15 protein-coding genes and 2 pseudogenes are annotated in these 21,334 nt (G+C 45.7%); 16 read left to right on the forward strand and 1 reads right to left on the reverse strand.

Going from position 1 to position 21,334, the window contains the following annotated elements:
- The 4 genes and pseudogenes from RIM23_RS00175 to RIM23_RS00190 form a co-directional block, all read left to right on the forward strand.
- Window positions 1–242, forward strand: a pseudogene (locus RIM23_RS00175) (hypothetical protein); the annotation flags it as partial.
- A 38-nt stretch (window positions 243–280) separates the two neighbouring features.
- A pseudogene (locus RIM23_RS00180) lies at window positions 281–601 on the forward strand (transposase); the annotation flags it as partial.
- 42 nt (window positions 602–643) lie between these two features.
- Window positions 644–892: a hypothetical protein gene (locus RIM23_RS00185; protein WP_446363400.1), complete on the forward strand. Its 249-nt coding sequence runs from the start codon at window positions 644–646 to the stop codon at window positions 890–892.
- Between the two features lie 356 nt (window positions 893–1,248).
- Complete coding sequence (locus RIM23_RS00190) at window positions 1,249–5,718, forward strand: CHAT domain-containing protein (protein ID WP_446363402.1); 4,470 nt, start codon at window positions 1,249–1,251, stop codon at window positions 5,716–5,718.
- A gap of 459 nt (window positions 5,719–6,177) precedes the next feature.
- Here RIM23_RS00190 and RIM23_RS00195 read toward each other — a convergent pair whose 3' ends face one another.
- Entirely contained in the window at window positions 6,178–6,495 is a 318-nt protein-coding gene (locus tag RIM23_RS00195; protein WP_446363404.1) for a hypothetical protein, read from the reverse strand.
- Between RIM23_RS00195 and RIM23_RS00200 the strand changes: the two genes are divergently transcribed.
- From RIM23_RS00200 to RIM23_RS00255, 12 genes are all read left to right on the forward strand, one after another.
- A complete protein-coding gene (locus RIM23_RS00200) occupies window positions 6,494–6,871 on the forward strand; it encodes a hypothetical protein (RefSeq protein ID WP_446363406.1) in 378 nt (125 codons plus the stop codon). The genes RIM23_RS00195 and RIM23_RS00200 overlap by 2 nt on opposite strands.
- Window positions 6,872–7,114: 243 nt before the next feature.
- A complete protein-coding gene (locus tag RIM23_RS00205) occupies window positions 7,115–8,530 on the forward strand; it encodes an LCP family protein (RefSeq protein ID WP_446363408.1) in 1,416 nt (471 codons plus the stop codon).
- 120 nt (window positions 8,531–8,650) lie between these two features.
- On the forward strand, window positions 8,651–8,791 hold the full coding sequence (locus tag RIM23_RS00210) for a hypothetical protein (protein ID WP_446363410.1): 141 nt from the start codon (window positions 8,651–8,653) through the stop codon (window positions 8,789–8,791).
- A gap of 302 nt (window positions 8,792–9,093) precedes the next feature.
- Entirely contained in the window at window positions 9,094–10,341 is a 1,248-nt protein-coding gene (locus RIM23_RS00215; protein ID WP_446363412.1) for a DUF4912 domain-containing protein, read from the forward strand.
- A gap of 146 nt (window positions 10,342–10,487) precedes the next feature.
- On the forward strand, window positions 10,488–11,054 hold the full coding sequence (locus tag RIM23_RS00220; RefSeq protein ID WP_446363414.1) for a hypothetical protein: 567 nt from the start codon (window positions 10,488–10,490) through the stop codon (window positions 11,052–11,054).
- Between the two features lie 57 nt (window positions 11,055–11,111).
- Complete coding sequence (locus RIM23_RS00225; RefSeq protein ID WP_446363416.1) at window positions 11,112–11,276, forward strand: hypothetical protein; 165 nt, start codon at window positions 11,112–11,114, stop codon at window positions 11,274–11,276.
- Window positions 11,273–13,327 (forward strand): ShlB/FhaC/HecB family hemolysin secretion/activation protein, encoded by a 2,055-nt coding sequence (locus RIM23_RS00230; RefSeq protein ID WP_446363418.1) that lies wholly within the window; start codon window positions 11,273–11,275, stop codon window positions 13,325–13,327. Before RIM23_RS00225 ends, RIM23_RS00230 begins: the two co-directional genes overlap by 4 nt.
- Window positions 13,328–13,396: 69 nt before the next feature.
- A complete protein-coding gene (locus RIM23_RS00235; protein WP_446363420.1) occupies window positions 13,397–16,237 on the forward strand; it encodes a cation-translocating P-type ATPase in 2,841 nt (946 codons plus the stop codon).
- 203 nt (window positions 16,238–16,440) lie between these two features.
- A complete protein-coding gene (recF, locus tag RIM23_RS00240) occupies window positions 16,441–17,592 on the forward strand; it encodes a DNA replication/repair protein RecF (protein WP_446363422.1) in 1,152 nt (383 codons plus the stop codon).
- A 486-nt stretch (window positions 17,593–18,078) separates the two neighbouring features.
- Window positions 18,079–18,963 (forward strand): pentapeptide repeat-containing protein, encoded by an 885-nt coding sequence (locus RIM23_RS00245; protein ID WP_446363424.1) that lies wholly within the window; start codon window positions 18,079–18,081, stop codon window positions 18,961–18,963.
- Between the two features lie 292 nt (window positions 18,964–19,255).
- Window positions 19,256–20,458 (forward strand): glycoside hydrolase family 10 protein, encoded by a 1,203-nt coding sequence (locus RIM23_RS00250; RefSeq protein WP_446363426.1) that lies wholly within the window; start codon window positions 19,256–19,258, stop codon window positions 20,456–20,458.
- Between the two features lie 364 nt (window positions 20,459–20,822).
- Window positions 20,823–21,334, forward strand: a 512-nt coding sequence (locus RIM23_RS00255) for an Rpn family recombination-promoting nuclease/putative transposase (protein ID WP_446363428.1), incomplete at its 3' end; no start/stop codon positions are given.

Consider the following 21,334-nt stretch of genomic DNA (forward strand, 5'->3'; position numbering starts at 1 on the left):
CCGAAAGTGCCGAAACGCAGGTGTGGCTAAAATTTGCCGTTAAATGCCAGTATATATCAACGGAGCAAGGGAGAGAAATATATCATATATATAATCAAGTGTTAAGGGGGTTAGTCAATATGATTAATCATCCAGAAAAATTGTTAAAGGTAGAGAAAAAGGTTCTTGGAAACCTCATTGGCTTTATGTTTTTCACTATGTTAAGGATGTCGTCCCCTCAGATTGGCAAGTCCTCGTATTAGCGGATAGGGGATTATATGCTGACTGGCTATTTGAGGCAATTTGTTCCTTAAATTGGCATCCTTTTTTAAGAATTAATCACCAAGGAAACTATCAACTTAGAGGTGATACGGAATGGAGATGTTTAGATACAGTCGCCCCAAAAACAGGAACACAGTGGTCAGGTTATGTTACTTGTTTTAAGAACCATTATATTGATTGCACTTTATTAGCACGTTGGGATGAAGGATATAAAGAACCCTGGTTAATTGTTACCGACTTAGAACCGACACAAGCTCAGAGTCTTTGGTATGGTTTACGTTCCTGGATTGAATCAAGTTATCGAGATATAAAAAGTGATGGATGGCAGTGGCAGAAAACTCGTTTAAGAGAACCAGACCGAGCCGAAAGAATTTGGTTGGCTATGGCAATAGCAACACTTTGGACAGTAACTGTAGGGAGTGAAGAACAGCCACATTTATCAAAAGATTTCAAAAATAAACCTAGGCCGAATTCTCGGATAAATTCAAAATCAGATTTGAGAAGACAAGAGAGGAATATTTCTTGTTTTTTGCAAGGATTAATCAACATTATTGCTGATTTAGTTTGTGGTAAAGGGATTTCCTTAAATGGTTTATTCCCACGACAATCTTTTTTCATAAATACGTCTTGAACTATACAATTCTTCTCTACCTTGTCTACTTTCCTTCCTTGTCCTCCAAGTCTTGTCCCCACCCTCAAGTAAAAAACCTACACCTGTCAGGATGGGGGCTAGGGGGGATGGAGAGAGGTTTGGAGAGAGGTTTTCCAGATCCCGACCAAAAGTAAGGTCAATTTGTCGGGGTTGAACCTCCAACAGACGCGATCGTGTTTGTAGTTGCGCTGTCTTCGCCGGTGTCCAACTCCAAAGGTATCACCAAATAACAAACCTAAAACTTTATTATACTTTTCTTGCACTTTCCTATTTATTGATTAAACCATCGAAACAGGGAGATACAATTCAAGCAATATGTCTTGGTGTATCACCCCATGAAATCTCTTCAATGGTGTTTTAATTGGATATCTCTAACGGTTTCCCTCTCTCAAGCCATTCTTGTCACAATAGCAGCGCTTCTTGTTAGTCCACAGACACTAGCACAATCAATTACCCCAGCATCAGATGGAACGGGTACAACTGTTGACCAACAGGGAAATATACATAACATTAATGGCGGTAGTTTGTCAAGCGATGAAACCAATCTATTCCACAGTTTCCAGGAGTTTGGTTTAGATGCAGGTGAAATCGCTAACTTTTTGGCAAATCCTCACCTCAATAATATTTTCGGACGAGTAATGGGGGGAAATCCCTCGCTGATTAATGGCTTGATTCAGGTGACAGGGGGAAATGCGAATTTATATTTAATGAATCCAGCGGGGATAGTGTTTGGGCGAAATGCTCAGTTAAATGTCCCGGCTGATTTTATCGCCACCACGGCTACAGGGATTGGGTTTGGCGAGAATCTTTGGTTTAATGCTTTCGGCACAAATGAGTATCAGCAATTAGTCGGGAATCCGCAACAGTTTATCTTTGATGTATCTCAGCCAGGAAGTATTGTTAATGCCGGAAATTTAGCTATCTCCCAGGGTCAGAATTTAACTTTACTCGGTGGTACGGTTATTAATACGGGAGAACTAACAGCACCGGGAGGAAGAATTACCATTGCAGCCGTTCCCGGTTCTCATCGGGTCAAGATTTCTCAGCCGGGACAATTGCTGTCTATAGAAGTTGAACCATTAGTCAATAGTTCGGGAGAAGTTATCCCCTTTACACCGTTAGATTTAGCCGCATTATTGACAGGTACGCCGGAGAATCTGGAGACAGACGTTGAGGTAGATTCAACGGAAACAGTCAAATTAACCGATTCCGACTTAATTCTCCCCAATAAAACAGGAGTTACCATTATCTCTGGAACAATTGATGTTTCCAACCCTGTAGGGGCGCACCGACGTGCGCCCTCTCTCCCACCAACCATTGGCGGCGAGATAAATATTATTGGCAAAACCGTAGGATTAATTTCTGCCAATATTGACGCATCCGGTACAAATAATGGCGGTACTATTCGCATTGGTGGCGACTATCAAGGTGCAGGAATAATCCCTAATGCTGATATCACGTTTATTAATGAAAATTCTACGATTAAAGCCGATGCTTTAACAGAAGGCGATGGCGGAAATATAATTATCTGGGCGGATGAACAAACTATATTTCATGGCAACATTAGCGCCCGTGGCGGACAAAATTCTGGCAACGGCGGTTTTGTGGAAATATCCAGCCAGCAACAGTTAGCCTTTGACGGTGTTGTCGATGTAAGTAGCAGTGCGGGTGAAGCGGGACAGTTATTATTAGATCCCACGAGCGTTATCATTGGCACAACTGGAACCAATGATATAGCACTCAACGATAATCAAATCTTGTCGGGAGAAGGTAGCGGAAGTTTCCTGATTTCTGCTAATTCACTGTTAACCGCATTAAATTCCGGGGATGTCTCAATTGCAGCCAGCAAAAATATTGATATTATCAGTGATATTAATTCCAGCAGTAGCAACAATTTAACCTTTGAAGCTGCGTTCATCAATTTAGATGCCTCAGTTTACTTGAATGGTGGTAATCTCACCTTTGAAGCGCCCGTGATTCTTCGCAGCAGTCAAACACTCAGCACAGGTTCTACTGTCGGCGGGGATATTACATTTAATAGTAGTCTTCATGCCTTTAATCCCGGTACGGATACGTTAACCTTAGAAGCCGGAACCGGGAATATTACGTTTAATGGTGCTGTAGGTGGAGCGTTACCTTATAATGTGGCGGTACTGTTAGATGATCCGGTGGGATATTGGCGTTTGGATGAAGAGGGTGAGACGGCTTTTGACTCGTCTGGAAACAATATAGATGGCACTTATTTTGGTGGGGTAAACCGCAATCAAGAGGGGGCGTTAGTGGATGATGCTAATCCAGCACCGTTCTTTGATGGTACGACAGGGTATGTAGAAATTCCCGATTCAGATTTTATTGATTTTGGCACGAATGAAGATTTTACGATAACCGCTTGGATTAAAGCTTCGCCCGTACAATTGGATACAGAATTCGGTGATAATGATGTCATTGAAAAATGGAGTGGAGCCGGACCATACCCTTATGTGATTCGGTATTACAACCAAACTCATCCGAACCCAGGAAAAATCATTGCTGCGCGACATGATGATTTTGCTGCAAATCCGAATAATCCTGTTGTTAGCTCAACAGTATCCGTAGACGATGGACAGTTTCATCACATTGCTTTTATCAAAGAGGGTTCGACACTCTCTTTATATGTTGATGGAATTCTACAAGATACGAATACCGATACTATAAATCTCCCGACACAAAATAGTTCCCCACTTTTTCTAGCACGTAGAGGGTCAAACGCACCAGTTGATAATTTTTTCCGGGGCAGTATTGACGAAGTAGCCATTTACAACTCTGCCTTATCTCCTTCAGAAGTGGCGGATCAATACACCACGGGAACAGGTACAGCCACCTCAAGACAACTTGCTGGATTAACGGTCAATAATGCCGCCAATATCATAGCCAATGATACAATAACTGCCAACAGTATTGACCTAACAGCCAGTCAAGATATCACTACTCAATCCCTAGACACAAGTTCCAGTTCAGGTGATGGTGGTTCCATTACCCTTAATGCTGAAAATAATATTCAAGTCACCTCAATTAATACTCAAGGGGGAAGTAATAGTACAGGAGGAAATGTTGATATTACCGCTGGCGGATTCATCCAGATAACCGACACATTTATCGACCAAAATGGGGAAAATACCAGTATTTCCACAGCCGGAGGTAACGGCGGAGGTGTGATTACCATCCAACATGGTGGTCAGGGTTTGATTCCTTTTAATGTGGGTGATGCCTCAATTAATGGTACAGCAGGTGCGATTACGAGTGGCGAGTCTAACCTTGAGCCTTTCCAAGCGTTTCCTGATAATCAAACTGAAGGGAATATTCGGATTATCAGCGATAAGTTTATTACAGGTTCTTGTCCTCCAGACTGTTTAGATACTGAACAATCTGAGATAGATGAATCTGAGGATATCACTGAAGAAGTGGTGATTGATACTTCTCCAGTGTTTAATCCAATCGCGGAAACTGAAGCCGCGTTCACGAATGAATATGAAGAGTATTGGGGGTTAACTGAGACGCCAATTATTACGCTGGCACAAGCTCAAAGGACTTTACAAAGGATTGAACAGGCGGCTGGGGTGAAACCGGCTCTGATTTATGCGGTGTTTGTGCCAGAAAATGTTGCTGAAGATGATAGTAACAGAGGCGAAGTTGAGACGAGGAAACGCAGAGGAACGCAGAGGGAAGCGCAGAGGTTCGCAGAGGGGTTTGGCGGTTGGGAGTCTATATTTTTGGCGGAAGAGGTGTGGGAAGATGGGGCGCAATTGGAGTTGATTTTGGTTACTGCTGAAGGGGAACCGATTCGATTTGTTGTACCGGGGGCGACTCGGAAAAGGGTGATGGAAATGGTACAAGGATTCCGTCGTGCGGTTACGGATACTCGTATTCCTCGTCCTTTTCTTCCTAGCGCACAACAATTATATCGGTGGTTAATTGCTCCGTTGGAGGAGGAGTTACAAGATAGAGAAATTAATAATCTGGCTTTTATTATGGATCAGGGTTTGCGTTCTTTACCTGTGGCGGCTCTCCATGATGGGAATGGCTTTATTGTTGAACGGTATAGTATTGGGTTTATGCCTTCTTTATCGCTAACGGATACTCGTTATGTGGATGTGAGTGATTTACAGGTTTTGGCAATGGGGGCGTCGGAGTTTACCACTCAAAATCCTTTGCCGGCTGTGCCTGTGGAATTATCCGCGATCGCAGATAAACTATGGCAAGGTGAATCCTTCCTTAATTCTACGTTTACTCCCGCTAATCTGAAAGCAGCACGGGCGGCTCAACCCTTTGGTATTGTGCATTTGGCAACTCATGGTGAATTTAAATCGGGTAAACCGGAAAATTCCTATATCCAGTTTTGGAATACGAGACTATCCCTGGATCAAATTCGCCAACTTGGACTGCATAATCCCCCTGTAGAACTAATGGTATTAAGTGCTTGTCGGACTGCATTAGGAAATGAAGAGGCTGAGTTAGGATTTACTGGATTAGCGGTACAAGCCGGGGTAAAATCAGCGTTAGGAAGTCTCTGGTATGTCAGTGATGAGGGGACATTGGGATTAATGACCACTTTTTATCCAAACTTAAAGCAAGTCCCGATTAAAGCTGAAGCGCTGCGACAGACACAATTAGCCATGATTCAGGGTCAGGTGAGGATTGAAAATGGGCAATTGATTACTCCCAATGGGACAATTATTTTACCCGAAGAATTAGCTGGAATTGAGGATAAGGAGTTTACCCATCCTTATTTTTGGAGCGCGTTTACCTTAGTGGGAAGTCCTTGGTAAGGGTGTAGAGACGCGCCATGGCAGACGCGCTGGTGGGCAGTGTCCTCCCTAGGGCATATTCAGGGTTTCGGTGATCCCAAAATCCAAATTTTCAGTGCCATTGATTTTAAATTTGTAGGGGCGGGTTTAGGAAATTTCGTGCCAGCTATTGATGATAACGTTTATACAAAACCCGCCCTGACCGAGTGTTGACCCTTCACTGGTTTTAAATTCTATGTAGGGGCGGGTTTTACTACTATCGTTTCGGTTTCACCCAGATATGACTAAACCCGCCCTTATCCACGTTGATTAGGAAAACCTGTATGTCTCCTCTGCCTGGTTTTTCTTAATAGAATCAGCCAATTTTACGTAGCTGTGAATTCCAGGTCTAAAATGGGATTAAAGGCTTATAGTCAGCAATACGAGCTTATAGCACTCTTCGTGCCGACTACGAACCTCGGCACTCCCACACCTCTGCCACTATTCAACCGGATGCTGACGAAATTTCCAGAAGCGCCACAAGAGAGCGATCGCTAAAATTATAGCAGGTGTGAGTACGGCAATCAGGGCATTCCCGGATGTTGCCGGAATAGGGGGTAAACTAGGACTGGCGTATTTAATCACCAGGGAAATGCTAAGGGAGAGAATTAAGACTTTGACAATGAAATTGAATTGAATACCCATCAGTTTTTGTGTCACCCGGTATGCGGTTGTGATATTATTCCCTTTTTTAGCACCAATAACCAATGATACAATTCCCACCTTGTAAGGTGTTTCAGCCTTAAACCAAAGCACCATGAATCACCTCGACCCATTGGACAATCAAAACCTGCAACGTTTACAGCTATTTGCCTACCTGCTGCCTGTGATCGGCTTTTTTCCGGCACTGTGGACACTCTACCGTCGCCAAGGAACACGAGAACAGCAAGCAGTGAGTCGCTTATCCGTCACCTTGGCTTTCGCTTGGCTACTAGGCTACATTTTATTATTGTCAGGGGCGCAGCTCACGGAGTTTTGGAGCTTCCGCCTGTTATTTATGAATACCATGCTCACCTCTGGGTATTTTTTAGTGAGTGTTTGGCTCATGGTGCGCTTGTGGCAAGGGAAGTTACCCCGTCTCCCTGGGATTAGCCAGATGGCAGAAGGAAAAGTGCGAAAGCATCTGTCCGAGTAAAGGATTTCAGCGTTTGGGTTGTCCGGTTATCGGAAAATGGTGACAGGCTTTTTGCCTGAAGTTGATCAACTGCTCTCATCTTTTGCCGTATTTGCCTGGTTTTGCCCCAAACGGTGAGAAAACCTGATAATGAGTGTTTGTGTCAAACGCTCTAAATCCGACTCAGGGTAAGCAATGAGGGCATCGGCGTGTATCATCTGCTTAAACCCATCCTGATCGCTTATGTGTGTGTGAGGAAACCAAGTGCCAGCTCGAAAAACCTACGAACAACCCCGCCCAGGACAGAAAAAGAGGATTCAACCGCCGAAAAAGAAATCGGCTAAAGCCAAGGGAGGACATTGGCTTTGGCTGTGGTTAGGCTTTACTGGCGTCGCCATGTTATCCGCAACAGCAGGGGCAATGCTTGCTGTTTCGCTATCGAGTATGCCTTTACTGCAAAGCCAACTGAGTGATGATGAGGCAGCCATCTTTAGCGATAAGGGTAGTATGACCCGCAATAGTATGCGACTACCCGAATTGACGCGACCTGTCAATATTTTGATTTTGGGGACTAAGGTTCTCAGTTCTGACTTGGATCAACCTCTAGAGGAAGACTTGGGATACCATGCACTGGTCAATTCCTTTGATGGACTCTCCGACACCATGCTTTTGGCTCGGTTTGACCCCAACCACCAAAAGTTAAAGGTTCTCTCCATTCCCCGCGATACCCAAACCTACGTCCAAGGGTATGGTGTGATCAAAATCAACGCCGCTAATTACCATGGTGGACCTGCTTTAACGGCAAAGGTAGCCAGTGAACTCCTTGACGGTGTAGGCATTGACCGTTATGTCAGAGTGAATGTACAAGGTGTGGAAAAGCTCGTGGATGCCCTAGGTGGGGTCACCGTGTATGTTCCCCAGGACATGAAGTATAAAGATGACTCTCAACGCCTCTATATCGACCTTAAGCAAGGTAAACAGCATCTTAATGGCGATCAGGCAATGCAATTTTTGCGATTTCGCTATGACAAATATGGTGATGTGGGTCGAGTACAGCGCCAGCAAATACTAATGCGGGCATTGATGGAGCAAGCGCTCAATCCTACAACGTTAGCCCGACTGCCTAAAATTTTATCGGTTATTCAGTCTCACATTGACACCAACTTAAGCGTCGAAGAATTGGTGGCTCTGATCGGATTTGCTGTCAATAGCAAACGTTCTGACGTACAAATGTTAATGGTTCCAGGTCGGTTTAACGGCACCGGAGAAAAGGAAGTCAGTTATTGGTTACCAAACCACCGCCAGATTCGCCAAATGGTGGCTCAACATTTCGATCAAGGTTATAGCGAACTCTCCGATATTGATCCAGCTTATTTGCGGGTGGCGATTCAAGATAGTACCGATAATCCAGAAGCCGTTCAATCCCTAATCAGTACCCTAACAGAAGCAGGTTATCGAAATAATTATGTCGGCGAACCTTGGGCAGAACCCTTGCGCGTCACCCGCATCATCGCTCAACAAGGAGACGAAGCCACCGCTGCGGCTATCCGGGCTGATTTGGGATTTGGTGAGGTGCGGGTTGAGAGTACAGGTTCCCTCGCCTCCGATGTGACCATTCAGTTGGGTCAAGATTGGCTGGAACAGCAGGATTTCTCAGATGAGGGGTTTTTCAATTTCTAGGTAGTTATTTGTCATTTGTCATTTGTCAGGGAATAGGGAACACCTCGGCTTCGCTCGGTGTTTCATAGGGAATAGGAATAGAAATTTTGTCCCTCATCTCCCCCCGCTCCCAGACGCGCCATGGCGCGTCTCTACATTGCTCCCCTAAGCGATCCCCTTTGGCTGAAAATGTCATGGAATCTTGACATTGCGATCCCCGACAAGCTTGTAAATTCGTCAATTCTTGAAAATTGGCGTCTTGATCCCCTTGACCGTACCTAAGGCTTTTCTGTTACATAAATAAATAAAGCGATCCCAAAGAAATGCTGATTTGAGTATTTCTGTGATTCTTGGCGCTAAGTGTTATCGGGAATAATCCCAATGTAAGCCTAAAGAGTAAGTCGTTCTGAGTTTGTAACTGCCCAAACGAAAGACGAATGCAATGCGTCACCGAGACTGACTTACTCTAAGGCGGTAGGAATCATCAATCTTTATCAAACGCGATGCTGTTCAACTATGAGTCCCATTTTTTGATTCATCAGGAGAGATACAACCTACCGTCCTAAAAATTGGAGAGCATATTCATGGCAAAAGAACGCCCACCTTTAGAAGAGATGACCTTACGGCAACTGCGTAGAGTTGCTAGTGAGTACGGCATCTCGCGATATAGCCGGATGCGTAAGGCGCAGCTGCTGGCAGAAATTCAAAAAGTCCAACATACCAAAATCTCACTCAGTCCAACTAGCACAGTGGAGGCACAACCAGAAGTGGAAGCATCTAAATTTGAACTCGGTCAAGAAGATCGCACCGGCGGTAATCTGGCATCTGTAGACGAAGGATTACCTGATTTACCTGCAGGTTATGGAGAAAGTCGGATCGTTCTCATGCCTCGCGATCCCCAATGGGCATATACCTACTGGGATATTCCTAACGACCACAAGGAAGACCTGCGGCGTCAAGGAGGACAGCAATTAGCCCTGCGGATTTATGATGTCACTGACATCAGCTTGGACTACCAGAGCCCCCACAGCATTCAGGAATATCCCTGTGACGAACTGGCACGGGAATGGTACTTACCCCTACCCGTTAGCGATCGCGACTACGTAGTAGATATTGGTTACCGTTGTGCCGATGGTCGCTGGTTAGTCCTAGCCCGTTCTAAACCCGTACATGTTCCCCCAGTTTATCCCAGTGACTGGATTGAAGACCAATTCATCACCGTTAACTGGGAAGAAGAACTCCAAGGCAAGACTGTATACGAGTTGGTGCCTCCCAGCAAGCGCCAACCTGTGACCGCAGAAGCCGGAGCCGAAAACCCCATCTACGACGAAATCTTTGGCATGGCAAAATCAGCCGAAGCTCAGCGCGTTGCTGGTTCTCTATTCGGCTCAATGCAGCATGTTCCCGGCTCGATGGTTCCTTCTCAAGCCGTCAGTTCCTACATCTTCCCCTCTGGGGTAGGTATGTGGGCTGTACCCACTATGTCTGGCTTAACCATGTCTGGTGTCGGCATGTCCGGAGTTGGTATGTCCGGAGTTGGTATGTCACCCATTCGTCAACGTCAGTTCTGGTTGGTTGCCGATGCTGAATTAATTGTCTACGGTGCAACCGAACCGGATGCAACCGTAACCATTGGTGGGCGTCCGATTAAACTGAACCCAGACGGAACCTTCCGCTTCCAAATGTCCTTCCAAGATGGTCTCATAGACTACCCCATCATGGCAGTGGCATCCGATGGCGAACAAACTCGCTCGATTCAGATGAAGTTTACCCGCGAGACGCCCTCACGCAATACCAACACCAAAGAAGAAGCCGTTCCCGAATGGCTCTAACGATTAAAGTGTGAACAACAAAAGATAACCAAGAACTATCGTCAATCTTGCCACTTCACACTTCATCCCGAATCTTTTATATGGCTAAACGTGTCCCCTGGCAACTGTCAGGGGATTTTTTTACGGAATTCTCTCAAAAAAACAGCATGAAACCCGAAGAAATTACCATCAAGCTGGCAGAACTTTTTAATTCCAGGGCGGTTCAACAGGTAGAATCAGGGACGTGGCAGGTTGAAACACCTCAACTGAGAGTGTTAATCCTTCTGTCGTCAGACCAGTCTTGGTTAAGAATCTTGGTTCCCATCGCATCGGCTCAAGACGCCCAACCCTTTTTTGAACAGCTTCTAGAAGCCAATTTTGATGAAACTCAGGAAACTCGCTATGCCCTGAATCAAAATGTGCTTTGGGGCGTCTTTCAGCATAAGCGGGAGACGCTTGATCCTGACGACTTTTGTGCTGCGGTTGTACGATTGGTTGGCTTATGTCAACAGGGTTTAGAGTCCAGCTTTGACCAGTTTGTAGACCGTCAGATTCGTCAAATCATTCGAGCGGCGAAGCAGCAAGGGCAATCCTTTGAAACAACCCTGCAAACCCTAGATCGCTTTTATCGGGAAGGGTTGATGGGTGACATGGAATCAAGAGAACAAACAGAAGAAGTATTGGCACAATGGCAACGGCGCTTAGAACGTCTTTGGTCAGAGATAGAACCTTGAGTTGGGGCATTCTTGTTGCCAAGTTCTCCAAGGTAGTGGGGTCATTGGTAAAAAACTGTGCGTACAAATGACATAGACGCGCAAGCGGCTTCTGCTTGGGCTAAACCCTCCTCGAAGAGTAGAGTAGAACATCAGACGCAATATCCATGCGCTGGACTCTATAGTATGAGCTTAGGGGCAGTTATTCCAGAACAATTAGTCGCTGGAGGCGCTCAACGATGAAAGGGTCGGGGAGTAAGCTTTTAGTAAATATTTTTTTAAAGGGGCAGATTCTGGGACAACTGACACCTGTTTGGGTGGGAATTATAGGTCTAAATGCGCCAATGGCATTGGGTACAACTCCAATGTCTGTGTCACAAGTGAGCCAGAACCCCCTCAATCTACCTAATCTGAGGGAACTCTCTCACCAGCAATTTCAGAAGGCAGAAGGCTCTCAGAAGGCAGACGATGACTCTAGGGTAGAGGGTAAATGGCTCCCAGAAAAAGAGTCAAATGGCGGTGAGTTTAGTCATATCCGGATGAGCCAAGAAACGGTAGAAGTGAAACCCACCCTTACAAACTCAACAATCAACCCTATTGTTGCCACAGATAACGCTTCCTTTGATGATATTCCGATCGCACAAACCCCACCCACACCTCCGAACCCCGAAACTATCCAACCCAATCCGGATGATCGTTTTCCTCAACCCACTCCTACTCCTGAACCCTTACGTCCCGATGATTCCCCACCGTTGCTCCAACCCGAACCAACTCCCTCTCGTCCCACAAGTCCTAACGTGGAGACTATTCAAATCGAGAAAATCAATGTTACAGGTAGCACCATCTTGGCACCAGAGGACTTCAATCCAATTGTGCAACCCTTGGAAGGACAGGCTGTTACCCTACAACAACTGCAACAGGTCGCCGATGCCATCACCCAACTTTATCTAAATCGCGGCTACATCACCTCAAGAGCCATTCTAGTAGACCAGGTTATTACCGATGGTATTGTGGAGATTTTTGTCCTGGAAGGAAGTCTGGAAGACATTAAAATTGAGGGAATTCGCCGCCTTAAACCCAGCTACATTCAGAATCGGATTCAGCTTGGTGTTAGCACACCCCTAAATACTGCTCGCTTGGAAGATAAATTGCGGCTACTGCGGGCTAATCCCTTGTTTGAGTCCGTAGAAGCGAGTCTTCGCGCTGGTAGCCAACGGGGAAAGAGTATTCTCATTGTTCGTGTCATCGAAGCCAATCCCTTTGAAGGGAGTGTCACTACTGATAACTATTCACCGCCGAGTGTCGGTTCAGAACGATTGGGTATAAACGGGCGCTATCGTAATCTTACAGGTTATGGGGATGAACTGACGGCTAGTTACTTCTATTCCACCACTGGCGGCTCAAAGGTGATTGATATGGGCTATCGTCTTCCCCTGAATCCGAAAAATGGCACCCTGCAAGTGCAAGCAAGCGTTGATCGCAATCAAGTGACTGACGAACGCTTTGCTCAATTCGATATTGAGGGAGAATCTGAACAGTATGAGATTAGTTTTCGTCAACCTTTAATTCGCACCTCCCGTGAAGAATTGGCTCTATCCCTGGGTTTTAGCTTTAGGGAAAGTCAGACGTTTTTATTGGGTATGCCTGCCCCTTTGAGTCCTGGTGCTGATGCCAATGGGATAACACGCACCAGTGTGATTCAATTTGGACAAGACTACCTACGCCGTGATCCTAGAGGAGCTTGGTCAGTGCGATCGCTCTTTAGTCTGGGTACAGGTTGGTTTGATGCTAACATTAATCCCGATCCTGATCCTGATGGACGTTTTTTGAGCTGGCTGGGCCAGATACAACGAGTCCAAATTCTCAGTGGTAGCCATTTCTTAATTATGGGTGCTGACATTCAACTTACACCCAATACTCTTTTACCATCTCAACAATTTGTCATTGGTGGCGCTCAATCCGTGCGAGGCTATCGACAGAATGCTCGAATCGGTGATAATGGTGTGCGATTATTCTTAGAAGACCGGATCACCTTAGAGAAAGATGCCTCAGGTGCGTCAACGTTCCAAATTGCTCCATTTTTCGATGCGGGTTGGGTGTGGAATAATTCTGATAATCAGAACCCTCTACCTCAAGAGCAGTTTTTAGCGAGTCTGGGTATGGGTATACTTTGGCAACCTTTACCTGGACTGAACCTACGCCTTGACTATGGAATCCCCTTAGTAGAACTCGATGATCAAGGTCAGAATGCTCAAGATGAGGGGTTCCACTTTTCGGTTCGTTACCAGTTTTAAGGGAACAGGGAACAATCACCAATTACAGTTGTTGGCTGAAAAGACTATGATTGATTGGGTATCGTGTTTATGCAAACCTGCCCCGTGACTTCATCTCATCGTTCCCATTCCTTGCCTGATCCCTTAAATGCATGGCATACCCAATCCATAGAAGACTCGCTTGCCCAACTGGATAGCAATCCACAGATGGGTTTGAGTGCTGAACAAGTCAGCCAGCGATCGCAATACTACGGATTGAATGAACTCGAAGAAACTGCAGGTCGCAGTACTTGGGCGATTCTTCTGGATCAGTTCACCAATATCATGCTAATCATGCTGATTGTGGTGGCAATCATTTCCGGAGTCATTGACCTGATCGATTGGCGACAAGGCGGGTTAGAGGCGGGTCAAGTTCCGTTTAAGGATACAATTGCGATTCTATTAATCGTTATTCTTAACGGTGTCTTGGGCTATCTCCAAGAAAGTCGTGCCGAAAAAGCCCTCGCCGCCCTGAAAAATCTAGCCTCTCCCAAAGTCCGTGTCCTCCGCGATGGTAAACCGATGGAGGTGGATAGCAAACAGCTTGTCCCTGGAGACATTATGCTCCTCGAAGCAGGTGTGCAAGTTTCTGCTGATGGACGGTTAATCGAGGAATCAAACCTCCAGATCCGGGAATCCGCCTTAACCGGAGAAGCCAACGCGGTTAATAAGCAGGCTGCCCTCACTTTAGCGGAGGATACCCCTTTAGGCGATCGCATCAATTTAGTCTTTCAAGGTACCGAAGTCGTTCAAGGTCGAGGAACTGTCCTGGTTGCAGCGACAGGGATGAAGACGGAATTGGGACGCATCGCCGAAATGTTGCAAGGGGTGCAAAGCGAACCAACACCCCTGCAACAGCGGATGACCCAATTGGGGAATGTCTTAGTCAGTGGTTCTCTGATCCTAGTGGTGCTGGTTGTTGTTGGTGGCTTAATTCAAAGTGGCGGAGATTTAGGCGTTCTGCAACAACTGGTGGAAGTGTCCCTGAGTATGGCGGTAGCGGTTGTGCCAGAAGGCTTACCTGCGGTGATTACCGTCACTTTGGCATTAGGAACTCAACGCATGGTGCGTCGCCATGCTCTGATCCGTAAACTTCCCGCCGTGGAAACCTTAGGTAGTGTGACGACGATCTGTTCGGATAAAACCGGTACCCTGACTCAAAATAAGATGGTCGTGCAATGGGTCATCACTCCCCACCACACGTTCCAAGTCACCGGAGAAGGCTATGCTCCTAACGGGGAATTTCTGATCACCGAGACAGCCGTTTCTGCCCAAGAGTATCCCGAATTACAGGTATTACTTCAAGGTTGCGCTCTGTGTAATGATGCTATTTTGCAGTATGAACAGGATGATTGGCTGATTTTAGGAGACCCCACTGAAGGGGCATTAATTACCCTAGCCGGGAAGGGTGGTGTTGACAAAGAACCGTTGCGACGTCAGTTTCCCAGAGTGGGTGAGATTCCCTTTTCCTCAGAGCGAAAGCGCATGAGTGTAATATGTCAAGGGTCAGATGGATCAGTGGCAACGAATGAGGCACAAGGGAAAACAGATAGCCCCTACATCATGTTTACCAAAGGTTCCCCTGAATTAGTCTTGGAGCGTTGCCATTCTTTGCCGGCGGGCGATCGCACCGAGGTGTTGACCGACGAGCAACGGACGGAAATCCTGCGGCACAATAATCAAATGGCTGGGGCGGGATTGCGGGTTTTGGGGTTTGCCTATAAGCCTCTGGAGGCTGCACCCAATGATGGGGTAGATGCTAGTGAAACGACTGAGCAAGAGTTAGTTTGGTTAGGGCTGGTGGGGATGTTAGATGCTCCCCGCCCAGAAGTTTTGGATGCCGTGCGACGCTGTCGGAATGCGGGTATCCGCCCGGTGATGATTACCGGAGATCATCAGCTTACGGCTCGCGCGATCGCTCATGCTTTGGGTATTGCGGATCAACATGATCGCGTTCTTACCGGTCAGGAGTTACAAAAGCTTTCTCAATCGGATCTGGATAACCAGGTGAAAGAGGTGAGCGTTTATGCTCGTGTTTCTCCTGAACATAAGCTGCGGATTGTACAAGGGCTTCAGCGCCAAGGTGAATTCGTCGCCATGACGGGTGATGGGGTCAATGATGCTCCCGCTCTTAAGCAAGCAGATATCGGTATTGCCATGGGCATTACAGGCACAGATGTGAGTAAAGAAGCCAGCGATATGGTACTGCTGGATGATAACTTTGCCACGATTGTTGCCGCGACGGAAGAAGGTCGCACGGTTTATGATAATATCCGCCGCTTTATTCGCTATATCTTAGGTAGTAACATTGGTGAGGTGTTAACTATTGCCGCTGCACCGATTATGGGACTCCCAGATGTTCCCCTGTCGCCGTTACAAATTCTCTGGATGAACTTAGTGACTGACGGTTTACCCGCCCTAGCTTTAGCAGTAGAACCGGCTGAACCAGATGTGATGAAGCGTCCTCCGTTTAGTCCCCGTGAGAGTATTTTTGCCCGGGGGCTGGGTTTGTATATGGTTCGGATTGGGATTATTTTCGCCATTGTCACGATTATTTTAATGGCGCTGGCGTTTGACTATTTTCCACTCCACTGGAAAACGATGGTCTTTACTACGTTATGTATTGCCCAGATGGGACATGCGATCGCGGTTCGTTCCAATACTCGTTTAACTGTTGAGGTAAATCCGTTCTCGAATCCCTATTTAATCTGGGCAGTAACGGTTACGACGATTTTGCAACTGGCGTTGATTTATGTGCCATTTTTGCAAAATTTCTTTGGTACAGAACCTCTCACGCTGACTGAACTGCTGATTTGCTTGGGGTTTAGTACGTCATTGTTTATTTGGGTTGAGTTGGAGAAGCTGTTTATTCGTTGGTACAAGAATCGGTAATTGGTCATTCGTCATTTATCATTCGTCATTAGGCATGAATAGGTAGATGAGGGAGTTATCAGTTAAAACTCAGTCGGGGCGGGTTTAATCACATTTGGATTAGGTAAGAAAGGATATTAGTAAAACCCGCCCCTACACAAAACTAGGTTTTTTGGGCGAAGTTAAGGGTTCCCCAATCACCAATCACCAGTCAACCATGATCAATGTACTTACAACGCTTAAACTTGCGCCAGTTTCGGAATTACCGAGATTGCTTGGTTAATTTTGAGGCACCGAAAACTATTTTGGTGGGAAATAATGCTCAGGGGAAGTCTAATCTGCTAGAAGCGGTAGAATTACTCTCGACGCTCAAGAGTCATCGCTCAGGGCGCGATCGCGAATTGGTTCTAGAGGATGCCTCGATTGGTCAGATTCAGGCTATCTTGGAACGTGCTTATGGTTCTGTTGAACTGGGGTTAACTCTCCGCAGTCAGGGACGACGTACTGTGGCTCTCAATCGCGAATCCTTACGTCGCCAGCTTGATTTTTTGGGCATCTTGAATGCGGTACAGTTTTCTAGTCTGGATTTGGATTTAGTTCGCGGGAGTCCTGAGAGACGACGGAATTGGCTTGATTCGATTTTGACCCAACTCGAACCTGTTTATGCTTATATTTTGCAGCAATATAATCAAGTACTGCGCCAGCGCAACGCCTTGCTCAAAACTATGCGGAAGCAGCAGGAAGATGGGACAAAGAATGGGGTATTATCATCAAAGCAGCCTCAGGTAGAACTGTCCCTTTGGGATGCTCAACTGGCAACGGCGGGGTCGCGTGTGACTCGGCGTCGTGCTAGAGTAATCCAACGATTAGCACCCCTTGCCCAATCTTGGCATGCCAGTATTAGTGGTAAAACAGAGTTACTTGAGGTGACCTACGCGCCTAATGTCAACCTAGAAAAGGATGACCCAAAAGGTGTTCAGCAGGCATTTTTAGATAAACTCTACCATCGTCGTCTTCCAGAACAGCGTCAGGGGATAACCCTGGTTGGTCCACACCGAGATGATGTGGAATTTACAATTAACCAAACCCCTGCCCGTTCTTATGGTTCCCAAGGACAGCAACGGACGTTGGTTTTGGCACTAAAATTAGCAGAGTTAAAGTTAATTGAAGAGGTTGTGGGAGAACCGCCCCTATTATTACTTGATGATGTGTTGGCAGAACTTGATCCCAACCGCCAAAATCAGCTTTTAGATGCGATTCAAGATCGGTTTCAAACCCTGATTACAACGACTCACTTAGGCGCATTTGATTCCCAGTGGTTGAACTCCTCCCAAATTCTTTCGGTTCAAGCAGGTCAAATTCAACCGCTTGGTTAAATCTTATTTTTCAGTTGTTCTAAATATATATAGTTTTTGCCTGAGCGCTATATCAGCGAATGAGTTACAAGTTTAAACGTTAGTTGTATGACAAGTATTGCAGTGTAATCTAAATTGTTAGGAGTATAAGGTTGAGGCTTAACATCACTTAAAGCTTTGTTTAAGCTTGATAAAGAAGTCGGCGATTTTGCCGGAATTGCCCTAGTCTAGCAGTATAATCTTTACTAGAAGCCCGGATTGATAATTTTTTAGAAGTTAAGGACTACAGCGATTTTTGCGATCAATCCCATCCTGCTTGCTGAAAGGGCTTGCTGAAAGTGCGGAGCAGATTATACTACAGTTCAAGGGGATTGAGGCTAAACGTAAATTTTTCCAAAGAAGGTTTATTTATTAACTATCAGGATTAAAGTAGAAAGAGAATCCTAGGAAAATTATGAATTCATTTAACCTTACCCAAGTCATAAATACTTAGTGGACGTTGTAGCTATGAACGTTAGACAACTTCTCAAGCTTTACGAACAAGGAAATCGAGAATTCACCGGGATTGACCTCAGTGGGGCTAACCTCAGGGGAGTCATGTTAATCGGAGTGAACCTAAACGGGGCGAATCTCAGAGGTGCTGATTTTACCAGAGCATTTTTACTCAAATCTGATTTGAGTGGCGCTCAGATGAATTGGGCTAATCTCAGTTATGTCAAAATGAACGATGCCAAACTTGTTGACACTGATTTGACTAAAGCCAATATGAGCGGTGCCTTTATGGTGAAATCAAAGCTCACGGGTGCTAAACTCAGTGGGGCAATGTTGAGTGGGACGAACCTCAGACGCGCCAACTTATGGGGGGCAAATCTTTGCGGAGCGCAGTTAGAACGGGTGAATTTGCGGGATGCGAATTTAACCGGAGTGAATTTCAAATGGGCGAATTTATCTGAAGCAAGGCTGATTGGTGCTAGAGTTTATGGGTCAGCGCTGAGTTTTGTCAATCTCAGCTATGCCTGGTTAAAAGAGTTAGATTTAGCGGGCGCTGATTTAGAAGGGGTTAATTTCAGTGGAGCGAGATTAAGTCGGGCAAACTTAGAAGGTGCAAATTTGATTGCCGCTAATTTGGAATCGGCTAAACTAGATTGGGCAAATCTCCAAGGAGCAGATTTAACCGGTGCCAATCTAGCCAGAGCGAATCTAGAGAATGCTAATCTAACATGGGCAGTTCTCAGAAAAGTTGATTTGCTTGATGCCAATTTGAAAGGCGCAAAACTCTATGGTTTGGATATTAACGAAATGCAAGTGAGTAATGGGGTGGGATTTCAATCGAGCAACCAAGGAGTTGGATTTCAAGCCAGCAACCAATTTGCTTATTCAACGGCTGTGTGACGAAATTTGATACCCTAAAATCGGGCGCAAAGCGGGGGTTCTTTAGGGTTTGCGGGCGTAAGGTTAATTCATCAAATAGGTAGGTAGTGGCGTGACACAACTAAAATTGTGTTCGTAGTAGGGGCTTTAGCCCTAGATTCCGTTGGGTTTGGTTTCGTTAATCCAACTTACTGACGTGACACAACTAAAATTGTGGCATAGATTTGATGGTTAAATCGGGCGCAAGGATGGTGCCCCTACAGTATCTGGATGTAAGGTTAATCCATTGACAAATGACATAAACAAATGAAGAATGACGAGTGAGAAACGTCAAAGTAGATTCAGGGTTTTTCTCGCCTTAGGGCTGATATTCAGTATTGTCCTACTTGTTGCTAAATCAATTTTATTTTCCCCATCCTTAGCTCGTTCTCAAACTCCGACAACAATCACGGAAATTAGAGGGGTTTGGTTGACAAATGTGGCAAGTGGTGTATTTTTTTCGCCTTGGGGAATTAACCGAGCGATCGCGCAATTGTCTCAACTAAACTTTAACACGATTTATCCGGTGGTTTGGAATCGGGGACATACGTTTTATCCGAGTGCGGTGGCGAAACAAGAATCCCTGCTGACGATTATGCGACTCAACGGAGATGTTTTGGCTGAAATTGTACAGCAGGGACATCGCCAAGGATTACGGGTTATTCCCTGGTTCGAGTATGGATTTATGACCCCGATTTATTCTGAATTAGCGCGGCGTCATCCCACCTGGATAACTCAGAGTTTAACCCAAACAGAAGGCGCGATCGCACCAACTGCTGAGAAGCCCCAACTCTTATGGCTGAATCCTTTGCATCCAGAGGTACAACAGCTTATCCTCGATTTGATTAAGGAAGTGGTGAGCCAGTACGATGTGGATGGGATTCAGCTTGATGATCACTTCGGGATGCCTGTTGAATTGGGCTATGATCCCTATACCATTGAGCGTTATCAGCAAGAGCATTATGGGAATAGTCCCCCGAATTCGCCGCTCAATGAGGAATGGATGCGCTGGCGGGCGAATAAGATTAGTGAGTTTATGGGGGAAATTGTTCAGACGGTTAAATCGATTAAACCGGATTGTATCATTTCCCTATCACCCAATCCCCAAGCTTTTGCCTACAAACACTATCTGCAAGATTGGCAAACTTGGGTACAACGGGGTTGGGTTGATGAATTGGTGTTACAGGTTTATCGGGATGAATTAAGTAGTTTTGCGGCGGAACTCAATCAACCCGCAGTACGCATGGCGCGGCGGACAATTCCGGTAAGTGTGGGGATTTTGACGGGAACCTTACGTGATCCGATTCCCTTTGAGCAAATTCAAGCACAAGTTGAAGTCATTCGCGATCGCGCCTTTGATGGTGTATCCTTTTTTTACTGGGAAACCCTGTGGAGTTATTTAACACCGGAGTCTCCGCAACAGCGGCGACGGGGATTTCGAGAATTATTTCCCTATCCGGCGATCATACCCCATTGACACCATTAATCGCTCTGCGCTCCATTTCACCCAATCAATTATTGTAGGGGCGGGTATTGTAGGGGCGGGTAATGGGATTTAATTTCGATACCCACAGAACCCTTAAAAACTAAACGATTTTGATAACCATTAAAACTGGCGTCGCGAACCCGCAATTGAGCAAGCATTTTGGCTTATATTTCCCTTTATGACGGCGCTGTCGTTGTCGGGCGGGCATTGCCCACCTTACCTGAAAAGGGAATGCTAAAAAAAAGGGATTAATCATATTCTGTTTAGTTTGTCAAGACAGTCATCATAGAAAAATTTCCCGTCAGGGATGGCAAAGTAGCCCTTGTCAACTGTGTGATATTTGCCCCAGGAGCGCGTGAAAACCGACACGATTTTTTATAGCTTGTTTAAGGAGTTTCCCAGTATCTTCTTTGAACTGATTAATCAATCTCCAGAACAAGCTGCAAGTTATGAATTCACCTCCCGTGAAATTAAACAACTGTCATTTCGACTGGATGGGTTGTTTTTGCCTAAGAACGAAACCCTAGACCAACCTTTTTATGTGGTTGAGGTTCAGTTTCAACGAGATGAGAATTTTTATTATCGTTTATTTACTGAACTGTTTATCTTTTTGAATCAATACAAACCGACTTATCCGTGGCGGGTGGTGGTGATTTATCCCAGTCGCCGGATTGAGAGGGAACAGCCGTTACAATTTAAAGAACTCTTCAGCCGAGTGACTCGGATATACTTGGATGAGTTAGGAGATGAAGCGTCGGCTTCTGTTGGGGTGAATATTGTTAAGCTAGTGATTGAGCGGGAACAGACAGCCCCAGAACAGGCAAGGCGTTTGATTGAACAAGCTCAAGTTCAGATAACGGATGAGAC

The sequence above is a fragment of the Coleofasciculus sp. G3-WIS-01 genome (assembly GCF_040223135.1).
Lineage (GTDB): Bacteria > Cyanobacteriota > Cyanobacteriia > Cyanobacteriales > Coleofasciculaceae > Coleofasciculus.

Excerpts from the sequence above, each read along its gene's own strand:
- RIM23_RS00185 (WP_446363400.1), top strand. The coding sequence starts at position 644 with ATGGCAATAGCAACACTTTGGACAGTAACTGTAGGGAGTGAAGAACAG.
- RIM23_RS00190 (WP_446363402.1), top strand. The coding sequence starts at position 1,249 with ATGAAATCTCTTCAATGGTGTTTTAATTGGATATCTCTAACGGTTTCC.
- RIM23_RS00200 (WP_446363406.1), top strand. The coding sequence starts at position 6,494 with ATGAATCACCTCGACCCATTGGACAATCAAAACCTGCAACGTTTACAG.
- RIM23_RS00195 (WP_446363404.1), bottom strand. The coding sequence starts at position 6,495 with ATGGTGCTTTGGTTTAAGGCTGAAACACCTTACAAGGTGGGAATTGTA.
- RIM23_RS00210 (WP_446363410.1), top strand. The coding sequence starts at position 8,651 with ATGGCGCGTCTCTACATTGCTCCCCTAAGCGATCCCCTTTGGCTGAAA.
- RIM23_RS00215 (WP_446363412.1), top strand. The coding sequence starts at position 9,094 with ATGGCAAAAGAACGCCCACCTTTAGAAGAGATGACCTTACGGCAACTG.
- RIM23_RS00220 (WP_446363414.1), top strand. The coding sequence starts at position 10,488 with ATGAAACCCGAAGAAATTACCATCAAGCTGGCAGAACTTTTTAATTCC.
- RIM23_RS00230 (WP_446363418.1), top strand. The coding sequence starts at position 11,273 with ATGAAAGGGTCGGGGAGTAAGCTTTTAGTAAATATTTTTTTAAAGGGG.
- RIM23_RS00235 (WP_446363420.1), top strand. The coding sequence starts at position 13,397 with ATGCAAACCTGCCCCGTGACTTCATCTCATCGTTCCCATTCCTTGCCT.
- recF (WP_446363422.1), top strand. The coding sequence starts at position 16,441 with ATGTACTTACAACGCTTAAACTTGCGCCAGTTTCGGAATTACCGAGAT.
- RIM23_RS00245 (WP_446363424.1), top strand. The coding sequence starts at position 18,079 with ATGAACGTTAGACAACTTCTCAAGCTTTACGAACAAGGAAATCGAGAA.
- RIM23_RS00250 (WP_446363426.1), top strand. The coding sequence starts at position 19,256 with ATGACGAGTGAGAAACGTCAAAGTAGATTCAGGGTTTTTCTCGCCTTA.